The organism is Nonomuraea terrae (assembly GCF_004348995.1).
Classification (GTDB): domain Bacteria; phylum Actinomycetota; class Actinomycetes; order Streptosporangiales; family Streptosporangiaceae; genus Nonomuraea; species Nonomuraea terrae.
This window is the reverse complement of record NZ_SMKQ01000210.1, coordinates 1-15,885: the sequence shown is the minus strand read 5'-3', so window position 1 is coordinate 15,885 and position 15,885 is coordinate 1. Positions and strand designations below refer to the sequence as shown.

Below are 15,885 nucleotides of genomic sequence, written 5' to 3'. Positions count from 1 at the left end.
GTGGGGCATGGGGCATGGGGGCTCCTTTTCGGCCCGCGCCCGCGCCGGGGCGGGCCACCGTATCGCAGTCCGCACCTTGACGGTCTCTCGTGTACGCCGCATGGTCGAGAGCACGACGATGTGAAGCGATGTGAAGATGCCATGCCGCCACGGCGTACCCGCCCCGTCGCCAACCGGGCGCTCGCCGCGATGATCGAGCAGGCCGGCTGGACGCACGCCGCCACCGCGCGGCACGTCAACGCCGTGGCCGCGGAGAGCGGGCACCCGACGCACTACGACCGTTCGGCGGTGGGGCACTGGCTGAGCGGTACGGTGCCCCGCCCCGAGGCGGTGCACGCCGCGGTCGAGGCGTTCCGCCGCCGTCTGGGCCGCCCCGGCCTCACCCCGGTGCATCTCGGCTGGCCGGACCCGGCGCACGCGCCGCCGCCCGACGACCCGTGGCGCGGCGACCCGGTGGCCCGGCTGGCCACGCTGGGGGAGGACGACCTGCTCAACCGGCGTACCGTGCTGACCGCGGGCACGTTCACGCTGGCGGTGTTGTCGAGCCTGTCCGCGCGCGCCGGGCGGCACCGCCGCGTCCCGGCCCGTGCCGGGGCGGGCGACGTGGCCCGCGTCCGCGCCGTCACCGCGAGCTTCGCCGACCTCGACGACCAGTACGGCGGCGGCCACGCCCGCTCCGCCGTCGCCGCGTACCTGTCGCGCGAGGTCACGCCGCTGCTGCGCGAGGCGACCGGCCGCGCCAGGCCGGACCTGTTCACGGCCGCGGCCGAGCTCGCCTACCTGGCGGCGTACATGGCCATGGACGCCGGGGCCAACGCCCTGGCCCAGCGGTACTACGTCAGCACCGTACGGCTCGCCGACGAGGCGGGCGACCTCGTCCTGCGCGCGACGGCGTTACGCAGCATGGCCGTGCAGGCCGCCGAGCTGGGCCACGACGGCGAGGCGCTGGCGCTGGCCGAGGCCGCCGCCTCAGCGCTCGGCCGGCACGGCCCCCGGCGCACGCTGGCCTGGATCACCGGCATGCGCGCCGAGGCGCACGCCGCCACCGGCACCCGCCGGGACGCGCTCACCCTGCTGCGCAACACGGAGACGCAGCTCGAACGCGCCGACTCCCCGCCCGAGAGCGAATGGACGGGCAACTACCGGCGCGAGTCGCTGGAGCACCAGATCGGGCTCACGCTCACCCGGCTCGGCGACCACGCCACCGCCGCCCGCCACTTCGAGGCGTCCATGAACGCCCGGCGCCCCGTCGAGCTGCGCACCCGCACGCTGATCGGCCTGCGGGCCGCACAAGCTCACCTGCGCGCGGGCGACCTCGACCGGGCCGCCGCCACCGCGTTGGGGCTGGGCGACGACGTACGGCTGATCGCCTCGGCCCGGGTACGCGACGAACTGCGCCGCCTGCGCGCCGGCTGGCAGCCGCAGCGCGCGAGCCCGCCGGTGGCCGAGGCCGACCGCGTGCTCGCCGCGGCCTGCCGCACCCGCCTGGTGTGAGCCCGCCACCCGGGGCGGCGTTCGAAGTGCGCCCGTCTTACACCGGCATGACGGTGCGGGCCGCGACCAGCTCGCCGTCCTGGAAGCCCGCCACGCGGATCACCCGGGCCGACCCCACCCCCGTCACGGGCACCGTCACGACCTCCGCCGTCACGTCCGCCGACGCGCGGGGCCGGCCGTCCACGTAGACGTCGGCCCGGTCCACCAGGTGCGTCGTGAGGGTCAGCTCGTCCGCGCCCACCTGCACGTCCAGCCGGCGCACGGGACGCGCCGCCAGCAGCTCCGCCGCGCGGGCCAGCAGGTCGGCGTTGTCCTCCAGGACGTCGCGGCGGGTCATCCGGTGGCGGTGCGAGGGCAGCACCCCGAGGTCCTCGACCGGTGTGCCGGCCAGGTCGTGCACGCGCAGCGTCCGCCGGATCGACACCCGCATGTTCGCCTGTCCGGGAAGCGGCAGGTAAGGGCTGTCCTCCTCCGGCGAAGGCTGCTCCATGAGCAGCTTGAGCAGCGCGTGCGTCCACACGTTCGCGCCGCCCGCGCCGGTGTTGTCGTCGGCACCGAGGACGTCGCCGATCCCGTGGTCCTGGAAACCGGCCGCGAAGATGTCGGTCGCCGAGTAGCAGCGGGCGTCCGTGATCAGCACGACGGGGCCGAAGTACTGCTGGCCGATCGCGTTGGCCCCCTCCACCGGGGTGATCGGGAAGCCGCCGGAGTAGACGGCGCCGGTCTCCAGGGCCTGGTTCATCGACGGGCACCACGGGCCGAGGTCGACCGCGCCGGACGGGTTCTCCTCGTGCCGGCCGCACAGGCGCACGTTCAGCGGCGTCGTCACGAACTGCGCGGGCTCCGGCGTGATCGGGTGCGGGGTGAGCGTCTGCAGCAGGAACTCGGCGGCGTGGATGTGGCCGCCGCCGTTGCCGCGTACGTCGAGGACGAGCCCGTTCTGCGGCAGCAGCCGGGCCAGGCGGACGAACTCGACGACGAACTCGCCCGGGTCGTTGACGTTGAAGCTGAACACGCGGATGTGCCCGAACGTGCCCGACGGGGTGACGATGCTCCTGGCCCGGAAGATCGACGGCATGGTCGTCGGCGGCTCGTCGCCCGGTTCGGCGGGCTCGGCCGTGAGCCGGGCGCCGTGCACGGTCTCGTGGGCGGTGGCGACCTGGGGGACGTACAGCTTCCTGACGGCCCGGCCGATCTCGTCGGTACCGAGGTCGAGGCCCTGGGCGACGGCGGCGGCGGTGAGCCGGTCGGCGTCCACGAAGGACGGCAGGTTGTCGGTGACGCGCCACCGCTCGCGCAGCTCGCGGACGATGCCGTCCGCGTCGACGTACGTGAGGACGACCCACGCCTCGTCCGGCGGGACGTGCATGATCAGCGGCCGGATGGTCAGCGACTCCAGGCCCCGCGCGTGCCGGGCCGCCGGGTTGCCGCCAGCGAACCTCGCCGCGTTCGCCTCCACCGCCCGGTCGATCGGCACCCCGTTCCAGTGGGTGACCTCCACGCCGGGCCCGAACCCCGGCGCCTCGAACCCCTCGACGGTCATCGTCACCACGTAGTGGCGCTCGTCGCCGGTGTAGTACTCCTCGACCAGGTACGGCAGGTAGGCGACCTTGCTCGCGTACGGCTCGGGCAGCAGGTAGTTGGTGTGCAGGTCGCGTACGGAGTGGAAGATCTCCGACAGCTCGGCGTGGAAGCGCCACTCGGGGCCCATGGTCTCGGGGGTCTGCCGGTCGAGCCGCTGGGCGAGCAGCCGCAGGCGCTGCACCGGGTTGACCGCGTGCATGGCCTCCTTCAGCGGCCGGTGCACGTAGTTCTGCTCGATGAGGACCAGCGCCTGCCGGACGAGGAGTCTCCTGTCGTCGAGCGTGAGCGTGTCGGCCGTGCGCAGGAAGTCCTGGAGCTCCTGTTTGGCCACCCCACCAGCCGGTTCGGTCATGTCGGCACCCCTCCCGGTCGTCGCCTCCGCGGCGCGATACCGGCACGGTCTCACGGCGCGGGAGCCGCCGCCATGGGAACGCAGTTATTTTACGAGTAAAACACCTGATAAGCTTGTCGGCAATGAGTTTTCTCTCCTTTCGCCTGGTCAGGCCCCGTGTCCGTATGCCCGTCCGGTCGGCCCTGCGCCTGAGGCCGCTCGGCGACATCTGGCACAAGCACGCCGTCAGCGCGGTGGTGGCGCTCGCGCTCGCGATGTTCACCCTGTACGCGCTGGACCGCCCCGACCTCGTCCTGTACGCCGCCGGCGGCGGCATGTGCGCCCTGTACGCGCACGGCCTGCCGTACGCCGCGCGGGCCCGGGCGCTGGCCGGGGTGGTGGCCGGGATGATCGGCAGCGTGGCCGTCGGGCTCGTCACCGCGGCGCTCACCGACTCGGTCGCCGTACGGGTCCTGGTGGCGGCCCTGCTGGCCGGGCTGCACAAGGCGGCCTGCGACGCCACCAGGATCGGGCCACCGGGAAACGTCGTGCTCACGTTCATCACGGCCGGTGCCGTGTTCGTGCCCGAGCAGCGGCTCGCCGACGTCCCGCTGCACGTCGGGATCGGCCTGGCGGCCGGCGCGGTGGCCTGGCTGGTCGGCATGTCCCCTTGGCTCGTCCGCCCGGACGGCCCCGAACGCGTCGCCGTGGCCCGCGCCCTGGAAGCCACCGCCCACCTCCTCCGCGCCGGCGCGAGGTCCGCCGCCGCCGATTCCGGCAGAAAGGACGGCGAGCGCGGCGGGCGGGACCAGAGCGGTGTCTCCGGGGGTGGCCGTAGTGGCGGGCCGCCGCAGGACGCCCTGCTGCGGGCTCGGCATGACGCGGCGGCCGCCGTGAACGCGGCCTGGCAGACGCTCCCGCGCGCCGGCGCTCCCCGGGGCGGGCTCCGGCGCGTCCTCGTCCGCGCCGAGTCGGCCGCCGCCGGGTCGCCGGCGCTCGCCGTCGACGCCGACACGTTCACGACGTGGGCGTACGACCTGCGCAAGGGGCGTCCCCTCCCCGAGCCGCCGCCCGGCGACGCGCTGACGGCCGCGACCGAGCAGGCCGAGCTGGCCGGCATGGCCGCCGAACACCCTTCCCCGCGACCCGCCACCGCCGTGCGTACGCCGCGTCACACCGACGCCGGGCGGCGGGCACGCGATGGCGTCGCGGCGGAAGAGACGCCCGCGGTGCCACTGCGCCGGGGTCCGCGGGTCTGGAGGGGGACGCGGGCCCTCGGGGCCCGAGCGACGAGGGCCGCCGCGGGCGTGGCGCGAACGACGCGTTCCGCGGTCTCCGGGATGAGGCGTGGGGCGCGGACCATCGCGACCGTGACCGCCGGATCGGCGGCCGCGGGCTGGCTGTCGATGGGGCTCGGGGTCGGGCGTCCGTACTGGGCCGTGGTGACGGCGGCGGCGGTGTTCGCGGCCAACACCACGCTGTCGTGGAGCCGCGCGCTCCAGCGCACCGTCGGCAACCTGCTCGGCGTGGCCCTGTTCACCTTGCTGGTGCCGGTGAGCCGGCTGGGGGCGCTCGCGCTCATCGTCACCGTGCTCGTGCTCCAGTTCGTCACGGAGGCGGCCGTCACCCGTAACTACTGGCTGGGCAGCGCGTTCATCGCGCCGATGGCCATGCTGATGAGCGAGTTCGCCGGGGTCGAGCCGGTGCGGGAGATGGTGGCGGACCGTTGGCTGGACACCTGCCTCGGAGCGGCCGCGGGGTTGCTGGTGTGCGCGCTGCTCCCCGACCGCGGGGCCGCCCGGCGCGTACACGACGCACTCGACAGGCTCGAACGCCTCGTCGCCGACCTCACCCCTCCCGCGCCGCTCGCGTCGGCTCCCGCGCCGTCCACGGGGTACGTGACCGCGACGGCCACGTCGGCTGCTGGACGGTTCGCGTCCGACGCCGAGCGGCGGGCCGCCTGCGACCGGCTCCGCGCCTCGCTGGTGGAGCTTCGTGAGGCCGCTGACACCGCGGCGGGGGAGTGGTGGAGCACGGAACTGCCCCAGGAGCGCATCGCCGCGGCCGAACGCACCGGCCACCGCCGACTCGCCGAACTGACGACCACCCGCCGTCCGCCCCTGACCCGCCCCCGAGCCTGTGCCCACGCTCGGTCGAGCTGCGGCGTGGCGTCTCCGTCGTGAAGCGTGCGTCAGCCAGGTGACGTTCCCAAACGTTCAAGACCTTGCCGCCGGCCGACCGCATGATGGGCGCATGACGACAATCAGCCGTATCTCTCCTCGTCTCATCGTGCCCGACCCGGACCAGGCGTCGGCGTTCTATCAGGACGCCCTGGGCGCCGAGCAGGTGTTCCGCGCTCCGCCGGGCGACGACGGGCGACCCTCGGTCGTTGATCACCGCGTCGGTGGTTCGTCCTTCCAGGTCTCGCCGGCCGTGTCGTCGTGGGGCTGGCTCTCCCCAGGTGACCTCGGCGGCTCGGCGGTGCTCCTCGAAATCGAGGTCGACGATCCGGACGCGGTGGGTGAACGCATGATCGCTCACGGCGCCGATGTGGTGGTGCCGATCGAGAACCGGCCCTACGGCAAACGCTCGGGTCGCCTACGTGACCCGTTCGGCCACCTGTGGATCGTCACCGGTGAGCTCCGTTGAGCGCCCCGTCTCCACAACGTGTGGCCGCTGCGTGAGGTGCGGTCGGGCGCGCGAGCGAAGACTCCCTGTCAGGTGCGTGCCACGCTTCGGGGCGGGTGGAGGCGGGCTGGGTGGCGCGTACGATCGGAGCCACCAGATTTCCCGGCACGGACGGAAGGATCGGACACGTGGAGGACGCCGTCGCGGTCGCGCTGCGCCAGTGGCGCAAGGTCCTTCCCGAGGCCGACCTCGACACGATCGCCGTCATCGGCCGGCTCAACCGGTGTGTCGCCCTGTTGCAGCAGGCCGCCGATGCCCCGCTCGGCCGCGCGGGCATCAACCGCGCCGAGTACGACCTGCTGTGCGCGCTGCTCCGGGTCGGCGGTGAGCTGACTCCCGGCAGGCTCGCCCGTGAGACGTTCGCCTCGGGGGCGGCGGTGACCAAGCGGGTCAAGCGCCTGGAGGAGATCGGCCTGGTCACGCGGAGGGTCGACGACCGCGACCGGCGGGTGGCCCACCTGTCGCTCACCGAGCGGGGCCGAGAGTTCATCATGCGCCTGATGCCCGAGCAGCTGGAGTACGAGACCGCGCTGCTGGCCGGCCTCCCCGACGACCGGGAGCGGCAGCTCGCCGACCTGCTGGGCGAGCTGTTGCTGATGCTGGAAGGCCGCCTCGGCAGCACCCTCGCCTGAGCACGCGCCACCAGGCGGGCCACCGGCGGGGTCGCGTTCGAGCGGGCAGCGAACGCCGTCCCATGACTTCGGCCGCACGGGCGCGGCGAAGCGCAGCTCGCCGACCGGCGGACGGGCGGACGGGATGCCCCGGAAGACGGCCACGCCGCCCACGACGCGGCCCCGTGCGGCGCCTGACGTGATGCGGACCTGGGGACCCACGGATTCCAAGTGATCGCCTCCCACCGCCCACGCTACGCCGAGACCGTTCATCGACCAGATCTGACCGCTCGCCGTAAACGTCGGACGGTTGCGAAATACGGCATACCGTATGTGTTACCCAATGACCCGTGGCAGAAGGATTCCTCAGCCGTTCCCGTACCGTCGCGCCGTCCGGCTGGAGCCGCTGGCTCGTGCCGCCCGCGGCCCTCTCCGTCCACCTGGCGATCGGTCAGGCGTACGCGTGGAGCGTCTTCAAACCCCCGCTCGAACAGGCGCTGGGGCTCTCGGGTACCCAGAGCGCGCTGCCGTTCCAGCTCGGCATCGTGATGCTGGGCCTGTCGGCCGCCTTCGGCGGCACGCTGGTGGAGCGCAACGGGCCCCGCTGGGCCATGTTCGTCTCGATGGCGTGCTTCTCCTCCGGCTTCCTGCTGTCGGCGCTGGGCGTGCTCACCCAGCAGTACTGGCTGGTCGTGCTCGGCTACGGATTCGTCGGCGGGATCGGGCTCGGCATCGGCTACATCTCGCCGGTCTCCACACTGATCAAGTGGTTCCCCGACCGGCCGGGCATGGCGACCGGCATCGCGATCATGGGGTTCGGCGGCGGGGCACTCATCGCCTCGCCATGGTCGGCGCAGATGCTCTCCGGGTTCGGCCCGACCACGAACGGGATCGCCGCCACGTTCCTCGTGCACGGCGTGGTCTACGCGGTGTTCATGTCGGTGGGCGTGCTGCTCGTCCGGGTCCCGCCCGAGGGCTGGAGGCCGAAGGGCTGGCAACCGTCGGCGGTCAAGGCCCGCGCGCTGATCACCACGGCCGACGTCTCGGCGCGCAACGCCATCCGCACCCCGCAGTTCTACTGCCTGTGGGTGGTGCTGTGCTGCAACGTCACGGCCGGCATCGGCATCCTGGAGAAGGCCGCGCCGATGATCACCGACTTCTTCGCCGGCACGACGGTCGCCGTCGCGGCGAGCGCGGCGGCCGGTTTCGTGGCGCTGCTGTCGCTGGCCAACATGGCCGGGCGCTTCGTCTGGTCCTCGACCTCGGACCTGATCGGCCGCAAGAACATGTACCGCGTCTACCTGGGCGTCGGCGCGCTGCTCTACCTGGTCATCGCCCTGGCCGGGGACACCTCCAAGCCGCTGTTCATCCTCAGCGCGCTCGGCATCCTGTCCTTCTACGGCGGCGGGTTCGCGACGATCCCGGCGTACCTGAAGGACCTGTTCGGCACCTACCAGGTGGGCGCCATCCACGGACGGCTGCTGACCGCCTGGTCCACGGCGGGCGTGCTCGGGCCGCTGATCGTCAACGCCGTCGCCGACGCGCAGGAGGCCGCCGGCCGCTCGGGCCCCGCCCTCTACACCACGTCGCTGTACGTCATGATCGGCCTGCTCATCGTGGGCTTCCTCGCCAACGAGCTGGTGCGGCCGGTGCACGCGAAATACCACGAGCGGCCCCGTGAGGTGCCGCTGGAGGAGAAGGGACAGACCGTATGAACCGGCGCACCGGTCTCATGGTGCTGGCGTGGACCTGGGTGGGCGTGCCCTTCGCGTACGGCGTCTACGAGCTCTTCCTCAAGCTCACCCAGCTCTTCACGTAGCTCCTCACGTTGGCGGGTAGATCGCGATGGCGGCGGTGAGCACGAACGCGGTGACGTCCTCGACGTACTGCTCGCTCTGCGCCGCCATCTCCGGCCGCAGCTCCTCCGGCGTGGCCAGCACGTGGTTGAGCAGCCCGCCCACCAGCGTGTCCAGGATGAGCGTCGGAGAGGCGTGCCGGCCCAGCTCGCCGCGGTCGATGGCGCGGCGGATGATGGCGCGCGCTTCCAGCACCCGCGAGCGCCGGATGCCGGCCGCCAGCTCGGCGAACAGCTCGGGATAGGCGCGCGCCTCCACGTGCAGGCGCAACCCCGCCAGCCCGTACGGCCCCAGGTAGTAGGCCATCATCGCGTGGGCCAGCCCCCGCAGGTCCTCCCGCAGCGTGCCGGTGTCGACGGCGATGACGGGCAGCACCAGCGCCTGCTCCAGGGCGGCGGCGACCAGCCGCTCGCGGGTGGGCCAGCGGCGGTAGATCGCCGCCTTGCCGATGCCGGCCCGCCGCGCCACCGCGTCGAGCGTGAACTTGGCCCAGCCGAGCTCGGCGTAGAGCTCGATCGCCGCCCGCAGCGCCTTGCGGTCGACCTCGGCGTCACGGGGCCGGCCCGGCCCGGCCGTGTTCGTCGCGGGTTGGGACACGGTGCCACCTCCTCGGCAGCACCGTAGCGGAGGACCGCGCGTTCAGGACGAGAGTACGAACCCCTCGTAGCCGTCGGCCGCCACCTGCTCGCACTTGAGCCGGTACGCCCCCACCCCGCCGACGTACGGCATGAAGACCCGCGGCTTGCCCGGGACGTTCGCGCCCAGGTACCACGAGTCGGCCTGCGGGTAGAGGGTGAACTGCGCGACCTCGTTCACGTGCGCGGTCCAGGCGTCCTCGGCCAGCGGGTCGGCGTCGATGGCGGCGACGTCCCGCTCGCGCAGCCAGGCGACGCAGCCGGCGATCCAGTCCACGTGCTGCTCGATCGACACGATCATGTTGCTCAGCACGGACGGGCTACCCGGGCCGGTAATGGTGAACAGGTTGGGGAAGCCCGCGCTCATCAGGCCCAGGTACGTGCGCGGCCCCGCCTCCCACTTGCGCCGCAGCGACAGGCCGCCCTTGCCGGTGATGTCCATGCCGAGCAGCGGGCCGGTCATGGCGTCGTAGCCGGTCGCGTAGACGATCATGTCGACGTCGTGGCGGCCGGCGGCGGTGCGCACGCCGGTCGGCGTGATCTCCTCGATCGGGTCGGCGCGCACGTCCACCAGCGTCACGTTCGGCCGGTTGTAGGTGGCGTAGTAGCCGGTGTCGACGCAGATGCGCTTGCTGCCGATCGGATGGTCGCGCGGCGAGAGCAGCTCGGCGGTGCCGGGGTCGCCGACGATCTCGCGGATCTTGCTCCGGACGAACTCGGCCGCCAGCTCGTTCGCCCGCGGGTTGACCGCGATGTCGCCGTACGCGCCGAGGAAGGAGATGCCGCCCTTGGCCCAGCGGGTCTCGAACTCGCGGGTGCGCTCCTCGTCGGAGACCTCCAGCGCGGACGTGGAGTTGAACTCGCCCAGCAGGCCGGCGTGCGACTCGCGCATGCGCCGGCGCAGGTCGGGATAGTTCGCCTTCGCCCAGCCCTGGTACTCCGGCTCCATCGGCCGGTTGTGCGCCGGCACGCTGTAGTTGGGGGTGCGCTGGAAGACCGTCACGTGCTCGGCCTGCCCGGCGATGACCGGGATGGCCTGGATCCCGGAGGAGCCGGTGCCGATGACGGCCACCCGCAGCCCGGAGAAGTCCACGCCGTCGTGCGGCCAGCGCCCGGTGTGGAAGCTCGGGCCGCGGAACGACTCGGCGCCGGGGAAGGCGGGGACGCGCGCCGCCGACAGGCACCCGACCGCCGAGATGAGGTAGCGGGCCGCCACGACGTCGCCGCGGTCGGTCTCCACCCGCCACAGGCCGGTCGCCTCGTCGTACGCCGCGCGGGTCACGCGGGTGCCGAACTGGATGTCGCGCCGCAGGTCGAAGCGGTCGGCCACGTGGTCGGCGTACCGGAGGATCTCGGGCTGGGAGGGGAAGCGCTCGGTCCACTCCCACTCCTGCTCCAGCCGGTCGTCGAAGGAGTAGGAGTACTCCATGCTCTGCACGTCGCAGCGGGCGCCCGGGTAGCGGTTCCAGTACCACGTGCCGCCCACGCCGTCGCCGGTCTCGAAGACGCGTACGGACAGGCCCAGGCCGCGCAGCCGGTGGAGCATGTACATGCCGGAGAACCCGGCCCCGACGACGACCGCGTCGAACCTCACGAGAGCCTCCTCTCGACGGACCTCGCGACGGTCTCGAGGGCCGTCGCGCTCGCCGGCAGCATGTTCACCATGGTGAAGAAGCCGTGCATCTGGCCGTCGAAGCGCTGGAACTCGACCGGCACCCCAGCTTCCCGCAGCCGTTCCGCGTACGCCTCGCCCTCGTCGCGCAGCACGTCGTGCTCGGCGGTCAGCACCACCGCGGGCGGCAGGCCGGACAGGTCGTCCGCCCGCAGGGGAGAGGCGTCGGGGTGCGCGCGGGCGGCCGGGTCGGGCGCGTAGTGGTCCCAGAACCAGACCATCGTGTCGCGGGTGAGCATGAGCTGGTTGTCCGGGTCGCGGTAGGAGGCGTTGTCCAGGTCGCAGTCGGTCACCGGGTAGACGAGCACCTGCAGCGCGATGGCCGGGCCGCCCTCGTCCCTGGCGCGCCGGGCCACGACGGCCGACAGGTTGCCGCCCGCGCTGTCGCCCGCCACCACGATCGGCAGGCCGGGCATCGTGGCGGCGGTCCACAGCAGCGCCGCGTACGCGTCGCGGGCTGCGGTGGGGTAGCGGTGCTCGGGCGCGAGGCGGTAGCCGACCAGCACGACCGTGCAGCCCGTACGGTGGGCGAGCAGGCGGCCCAGGGTGTCGAACTCGTCGACGGCGCCGATGACCCAGCCGCCGCCGTGGTAGTAGACGATCACGCCGCGCGGGTCGCCCTCGGGCGTCAGGACGCGGGCCGGGAACGAGCCACCGTCGTCGGCCGAGATCGAGACGTCCTCGACGCGCGCCACCTCGGGCCCCTTGCCGTACAGGTCGCGCAGGACGCCGAACTGGCCGCGCGCCTCCTCGGGGCTCATCTCGTGCATCGGCCTGCCGCCCGCTTCGGCCATCAGCTTGAGGAACTGCGTCGTCGCGTCATCCAGGGACATGGGGGTCACCTCACGGGGGAGCGCGGAGGGGGTGATGTAGGTCACCCCGATGTGTCCTCAACGTAGGATGCGGACCGGAGTGAGTCAATGGACGATAGTCGTCCGATTTTCTCGCGTGGTGTGGACGGGACCGCTGGGGGCACCGGATGCAGGGTGAAGGCGGTGACGGTGTCGTCGTGGCGGGAGCTGGACGAGGCGATCGGTGCGGCGGGGCGCTCCGACGGGGCGCTGCACGCGCATTCGACGCTGGTGTTCCGGGGGCTGGCCAGGAGCGGTTACTCCCACATGTCGGGGCTGGCCCGGTTGCAGGGCGACTATGCGGCCGTCGAGTCCCACCTGATCCGAAATTTTCGTAAATATGCGCATCGTGCGGCGCCGGGACCGGCGCTCTGGGACTGGCTGGCGCTCGGCCAGCACCACGGGCTGCCCACGCGGCTGCTGGACTGGACGTTCTCGCCGCTCGTGGCCCTGCACTTCGCGACCGCGGCCTGGCCCGAGGAGGACGCGCTGCTGCTCGCGGTGGACAGCGCCGGCGCGCACCGGCTGCTGCCCGAGCGGCTGCGCGCGTCGCTGGAGCAGGAGGGGGCGCTGCTGTTCACCACCGAGATGCTCGCCGCGCACGCCCCCGACCTGTGCGCCTTCGACCGGCTGGGCGAGGGCCTGCCGCCGTTCCTGGTGTTCTTCGAGCCGCCGTCGCTGGACGAGCGGGTGGTCAACCAGTCGTCGGTGCTGTCGGCGTTCTCCTCGGCGACGTACCAGCTGGAGGAGTGGCTGGCCGAGCATCCCGGGCTCGCCTCCGGGTGGGTGATCCCGGCCGAGGTCAAGGCCGAGGTGCGGCAGCGGCTCGACCAGGCCAACATCACCGAACGGGTGCTGCTGCCCGGCCTCGACGGCCTCGCGGACTGGCTGCGCCGCTACTACTCGCCGGGCAGCATCGTGTACGGGGAGGGCGCCGGGGGCTCGTCCATGGCCGGCCAGGACGACCGCCGCCGACGCGAGGGCCGGATGGGCCCATAGGCGCGATCCGTGGGCTGTACGGCGTTGACGCCACCCGGCCGCTCGCCGGAAGCTGTAAGGCGTGCATCCGCGCCGCATCGTCTTCGTGGTCTACGACGGTTTCCAGGCCCTCGACCTGGCCGGCCCGTACGAGGTCTTCCAGCAGGCCGCCTGGCACGTCAACGGCAACTACACCTGCGAGATCGTGGCCCCGGCCGCCGGACGGGTGCACGCGGACAGCGCCCTGCCCATGTACGCCGAGCACGGTGTGCGCACCCTCGACCCGCGCGGCGTGGACACCCTGGTCGTGGCGGGCGGCGTCGGCGTCTTCGACGCCCGGCACGACCCCGCGCTGACCGGCTGGATCAGTGCCGCGGGAGCCGGCGCTCGCCGGGTCGCCTCCGTCTGCACCGGCTCGTTCCTGTTGGCCGCCGCGGGGCTGGCCGACGGACGCCGGGTCACCACCCACTGGGCCCACGCCAGGCGGCTCGCGGACGAGCACCCCTCCGTCACGGTCGACAGCGACCCCATCTTCGTCAGGGACGGCCGCGTGTGGTCGTCGGCCGGCGTGACCGCCGGTATGGACCTCTCCCTCGCGCTCGTCGAGGACGACCTCGGCCGCGACGTCGCGCTCACCGTGGCCCGCAACCTGGTCCTCTTCCTGCGCAGGCCCGGCGGGCAGTCGCAGTTCAGCGTGGCGCTGTGGTCGGGGCAGCCGTCCACCGACCCGATCCGCGCCGCCGTCGCGGCGATCCACGCCGATCCTGGCGCCCGCCATGAGGTCAAGGATCTCGCCGAGCACGCCCGGCTCAGCCCGCGCCACCTGCAGCGCCGCTTCACCGCCGAGCTCGGGCTGCCGCCCGGCGCGTACGTCGAGCGCGTCCGCATCGAGGCGGCGCAGCGGGTGCTGGCCGAGAGCGACGCTCCGGTCGAGGTCATCGCGCGCCGTTGCGGCTTCGGCACCGCCGAGACGCTGCGCCGCGCGTTCCACCGCCGCGTGGGCGTCTCCCCGTCCGACTACCGCGAACGATTCGGCCGGATGACGGCGGACGAGCCGTGCGCGGCGGTCAGGCGGTGAAGGCGGACGAGCCGCTGGTCAGCCGGTGAAGGCGGCCCGTACGGCGTCGCCCACCTGGCGCTGGATCGGGTCGGCGGCCGGCCCGAACATCCGCTCGTCCACCTCGGCCACCGCCGCCTGCGCCCGCTCCAGCAGCCGCGCGCCCTCGTCGGTGACCTCGATGGCCGACGCCGTGCCGGCGCGGGCGGTGTTGTCGCGCACGAGCCCCGCCGCGGCGAGCGCCTTCACCGCCGCGTGCACGCTCTGCACCGTGATGCCCGACATGCGGGCCAGGTCGCTGAACGACACCCCGGGCACGGCCGCGATGTGACCGAGCAGGCCGAGCCGGCTGACGGTGAGGTCGAGCGGGGCGAGGGCGGCGTTGAGCTCGGTCTCGATCCGGCGGGCCAGCGTGAGCACGACGATGGAGGTGCTGGTCACCGGGGGAGCGGGTCGGCCGTTGTCGAAGCTCACGATTCCCAGTCTCCCGCACCCGCGGGAGTGGTCAGCTGTCGGAGGCGGCGAACCGCTTGTCCAGGCCCGTCATCCGCAGCAGGCGGGTCATCCGGGGCTGCAGGCCGCTCAGCCGCAGCCGTCCGCCGGCCTCCTCGACGCGGTTGGCCGCCCAGATGAGCGCGTTGAGCCCGGAGGAGTCGCAGAAACCGACGTCGTGCAGGTCGACCACGACGTGCGGCGGCGTCAGGTCGGTCATGGCCTGCGTCAGGCCGCTGCGGAACTCCTCCACACTGGCCAGGTCGAGGTCGCCGGCGGGACACAGCACGGTCGTGTCATCACGCCGTGTGACGATCCAGGAAAAGCCGGTCCGGTCCGTGCCGCCCATCGCACCCTCCCCATCCAACGCCCGCCCACAGCTTTGCACAGTGCAAGGAATCGCGGAAGTCGCACCGGCGCGGCCAGTGTACGTGGGCGAAAGTGCTCATGGGGCGCAGGCGGACTCTTGGGGCGTCGGCGGAGGGATCCGGCGGCGGCCGTACGGGAACTCGGCGACTTCTCCGGGTGAGCGCCTGTCACACTCTCACCTCCTCGCGGGTCGAGGCGGTGAAGAGCACGTTCGACTGAGGAGAGAGCCATGACGATCCTGATCACCGGCGGCACGGGCACCCTGGGCGGCCACCTCGTCCCCCTGCTGCGCGAGGCGGGTCAGAAGGTCCGCGTGCTCACCAGGGCGTCCCGCCCCGACGCGGACGGCGTCGCGTACGTGACCGGCGACGTCAGCACCGGGGCCGGCCTGGAGGACGCCGTGGCCGGAGCGGAGACCGTTGTGCACTGCGCGGGCAGCGCCAAGGGCGACGAGCAGAAGGCCGAGAACCTGGTGCGGGCGGCGTCCGGGGCGGGGGTGCGGCACCTGGTGTACATCTCGGTCGTCGGGGCCGACCGCGTCCCCGTGGTCAGTGGCCTCGATCGCGCCATGTTCGGATATTTCGCCGCCAAGCTGGCCGCCGAACGCGTCGTGGCCGGGTCGGGCATCCCGTGGACGACCCTGCGGGCCACCCAGTTCCACGACTGGATCGTCACCACGATGGGGATGATGGCCAAGCTGCCCGTCATGACGACCTGGGGCGGCGTGCGGTTCCAGCCGGTGGACGCCGGCGACGTCGCCGAGCGGCTCGCCGAACTCGCCCTCGGTGAGCCGGCCGGTCTGGTGCCCGACATCGCGGGGCCGCGCGTGTACGCCATGGAGGATCTGGCGCGCGACTACCTGCGCGCCGCCGGCCGGCGCCGTCTCGTCGTGCCGGTCAGGACGCCGGGCAAGGCCGCCGCCGCGTACCGGGCCGGGGCCAACCTGGCGCCCGACCGCGCCGTGGGCCGCCGCACCTGGGAGGACTTCCTGGCCGAGCAGGAGCGGCTGGGGCGGATCGGGTGACGGTGGGCGTCTGAGGCGCAGCTGCCTGGGCAGAGGGTCGGGGACCGCGCCACCGGGCGAATCCGCACAGGCACGAGGACGCTGACCCATGACACCGACACCCGGCCCTTCCCAGCCGGACAGGCCCGGCGACACCCACCACCCGCCGCCCGACGCGCAAGACCGCCCCGCCACCTCCGACCCGCCACGCGCCCCGGCGGGCTCGCGGGAGTCGGCGGTGGAGAGCGAGGTGCAGCGCATCAC

At 73.1% G+C, this 15,885-nt stretch carries 15 protein-coding genes and 1 pseudogene; 9 read left to right on the top strand and 7 right to left on the bottom strand.

The window, feature by feature from the left end:
• Positions 1–141: 141 nt before the first annotated feature.
• Positions 142–1,494, top strand: coding sequence for an NsdA family TPR-like regulatory protein (locus E1286_RS39045; RefSeq protein WP_246075540.1), 1,353 nt, complete (start codon positions 142–144; stop codon positions 1,492–1,494).
• Between the two features lie 37 nt (positions 1,495–1,531).
• On the opposite strand, the gene E1286_RS39040 is transcribed toward E1286_RS39045, so the two are convergent.
• Positions 1,532–3,430 (bottom strand): S41 family peptidase, encoded by a 1,899-nt coding sequence (locus E1286_RS39040; RefSeq protein WP_132621020.1) that lies wholly within the window; start codon positions 3,428–3,430, stop codon positions 1,532–1,534.
• A 164-nt stretch (positions 3,431–3,594) separates the two neighbouring features.
• Here E1286_RS39040 and E1286_RS39035 point away from each other — a divergent pair, with 164 nt between their 5' ends.
• The 3 genes from E1286_RS39035 to E1286_RS39025 all read left to right on the top strand — a co-directional run bounded on the left by E1286_RS39035 (position 3,595) and on the right by E1286_RS39025 (position 6,729).
• Positions 3,595–5,592: an FUSC family protein gene (locus E1286_RS39035; protein WP_223190837.1), complete on the top strand. Its 1,998-nt coding sequence runs from the start codon at positions 3,595–3,597 to the stop codon at positions 5,590–5,592.
• 106 nt (positions 5,593–5,698) lie between these two features.
• Positions 5,699–6,058 carry a VOC family protein gene (locus tag E1286_RS39030; RefSeq protein ID WP_246075539.1) on the top strand — a complete coding sequence of 120 codons (360 nt, stop codon included), beginning with the start codon at positions 5,699–5,701 and terminating at the stop codon, positions 6,056–6,058.
• Between the two features lie 167 nt (positions 6,059–6,225).
• Positions 6,226–6,729 (top strand): MarR family winged helix-turn-helix transcriptional regulator, encoded by a 504-nt coding sequence (locus E1286_RS39025; RefSeq protein ID WP_132621016.1) that lies wholly within the window; start codon positions 6,226–6,228, stop codon positions 6,727–6,729.
• Positions 6,730–6,789: 60 nt separating this feature from the next.
• On the opposite strand, the pseudogene E1286_RS39020 reads toward E1286_RS39025, so the two are convergent.
• Positions 6,790–6,981, bottom strand: a pseudogene (locus E1286_RS39020) (carboxylesterase family protein); the annotation flags it as partial.
• A gap of 77 nt (positions 6,982–7,058) precedes the next feature.
• Here E1286_RS39020 and E1286_RS39015 point away from each other — a divergent pair.
• On the top strand, positions 7,059–8,423 hold the full coding sequence (locus tag E1286_RS39015; RefSeq protein WP_132621014.1) for an L-lactate MFS transporter: 1,365 nt from the start codon (positions 7,059–7,061) through the stop codon (positions 8,421–8,423).
• On the top strand, positions 8,420–8,527 hold the full coding sequence (locus tag E1286_RS52250; RefSeq protein WP_425464789.1) for an MFS transporter small subunit: 108 nt from the start codon (positions 8,420–8,422) through the stop codon (positions 8,525–8,527). Before E1286_RS39015 ends, E1286_RS52250 begins: the two co-directional genes overlap by 4 nt.
• A gap of 4 nt (positions 8,528–8,531) precedes the next feature.
• On the opposite strand, the gene E1286_RS39010 is transcribed toward E1286_RS52250, so the two are convergent.
• The 3 genes from E1286_RS39010 to E1286_RS39000 are packed head-to-tail and all read right to left on the bottom strand — an operon-like array spanning position 8,532 to position 11,704.
• On the bottom strand, positions 8,532–9,161 hold the full coding sequence (locus E1286_RS39010) for a TetR/AcrR family transcriptional regulator (RefSeq protein WP_132621012.1): 630 nt from the start codon (positions 9,159–9,161) through the stop codon (positions 8,532–8,534).
• Positions 9,162–9,203: 42 nt separating this feature from the next.
• Positions 9,204–10,793: a flavin-containing monooxygenase gene (locus E1286_RS39005; RefSeq protein ID WP_281282831.1), complete on the bottom strand. Its 1,590-nt coding sequence runs from the start codon at positions 10,791–10,793 to the stop codon at positions 9,204–9,206.
• Positions 10,790–11,704: an alpha/beta hydrolase gene (locus tag E1286_RS39000; protein WP_132621010.1), complete on the bottom strand. Its 915-nt coding sequence runs from the start codon at positions 11,702–11,704 to the stop codon at positions 10,790–10,792. Before E1286_RS39000 ends, E1286_RS39005 begins: the two co-directional genes overlap by 4 nt.
• 162 nt (positions 11,705–11,866) lie before the next feature.
• On the opposite strand from E1286_RS39000, the gene E1286_RS38995 reads away from it, so the two are divergent.
• Both E1286_RS38995 and E1286_RS38990 read left to right on the top strand, forming a co-directional pair.
• Entirely contained in the window at positions 11,867–12,721 is an 855-nt protein-coding gene (locus tag E1286_RS38995; RefSeq protein WP_165970110.1) for an FRG domain-containing protein, read from the top strand.
• Positions 12,722–12,782: 61 nt separating this feature from the next.
• Positions 12,783–13,778 (top strand): GlxA family transcriptional regulator, encoded by a 996-nt coding sequence (locus tag E1286_RS38990; RefSeq protein WP_132621006.1) that lies wholly within the window; start codon positions 12,783–12,785, stop codon positions 13,776–13,778.
• 18 nt (positions 13,779–13,796) lie between these two features.
• Here the strand turns inward: E1286_RS38990 and E1286_RS38985 are convergent, their stop codons facing one another.
• Both E1286_RS38985 and E1286_RS38980 read right to left on the bottom strand, forming a co-directional pair.
• A complete protein-coding gene (locus tag E1286_RS38985; RefSeq protein WP_132621004.1) occupies positions 13,797–14,231 on the bottom strand; it encodes a MarR family winged helix-turn-helix transcriptional regulator in 435 nt (144 codons plus the stop codon).
• Between the two features lie 31 nt (positions 14,232–14,262).
• Positions 14,263–14,598, bottom strand: coding sequence for an STAS domain-containing protein (locus E1286_RS38980; RefSeq protein WP_132621002.1), 336 nt, complete (start codon positions 14,596–14,598; stop codon positions 14,263–14,265).
• A 249-nt stretch (positions 14,599–14,847) separates the two neighbouring features.
• Between E1286_RS38980 and E1286_RS38975 the strand changes: the two genes are divergently transcribed.
• Positions 14,848–15,642 carry an SDR family oxidoreductase gene (locus E1286_RS38975; RefSeq protein WP_132621000.1) on the top strand — a complete coding sequence of 265 codons (795 nt, stop codon included), beginning with the start codon at positions 14,848–14,850 and terminating at the stop codon, positions 15,640–15,642.
• The last annotated feature ends 243 nt before the right edge of the window (positions 15,643–15,885 follow it).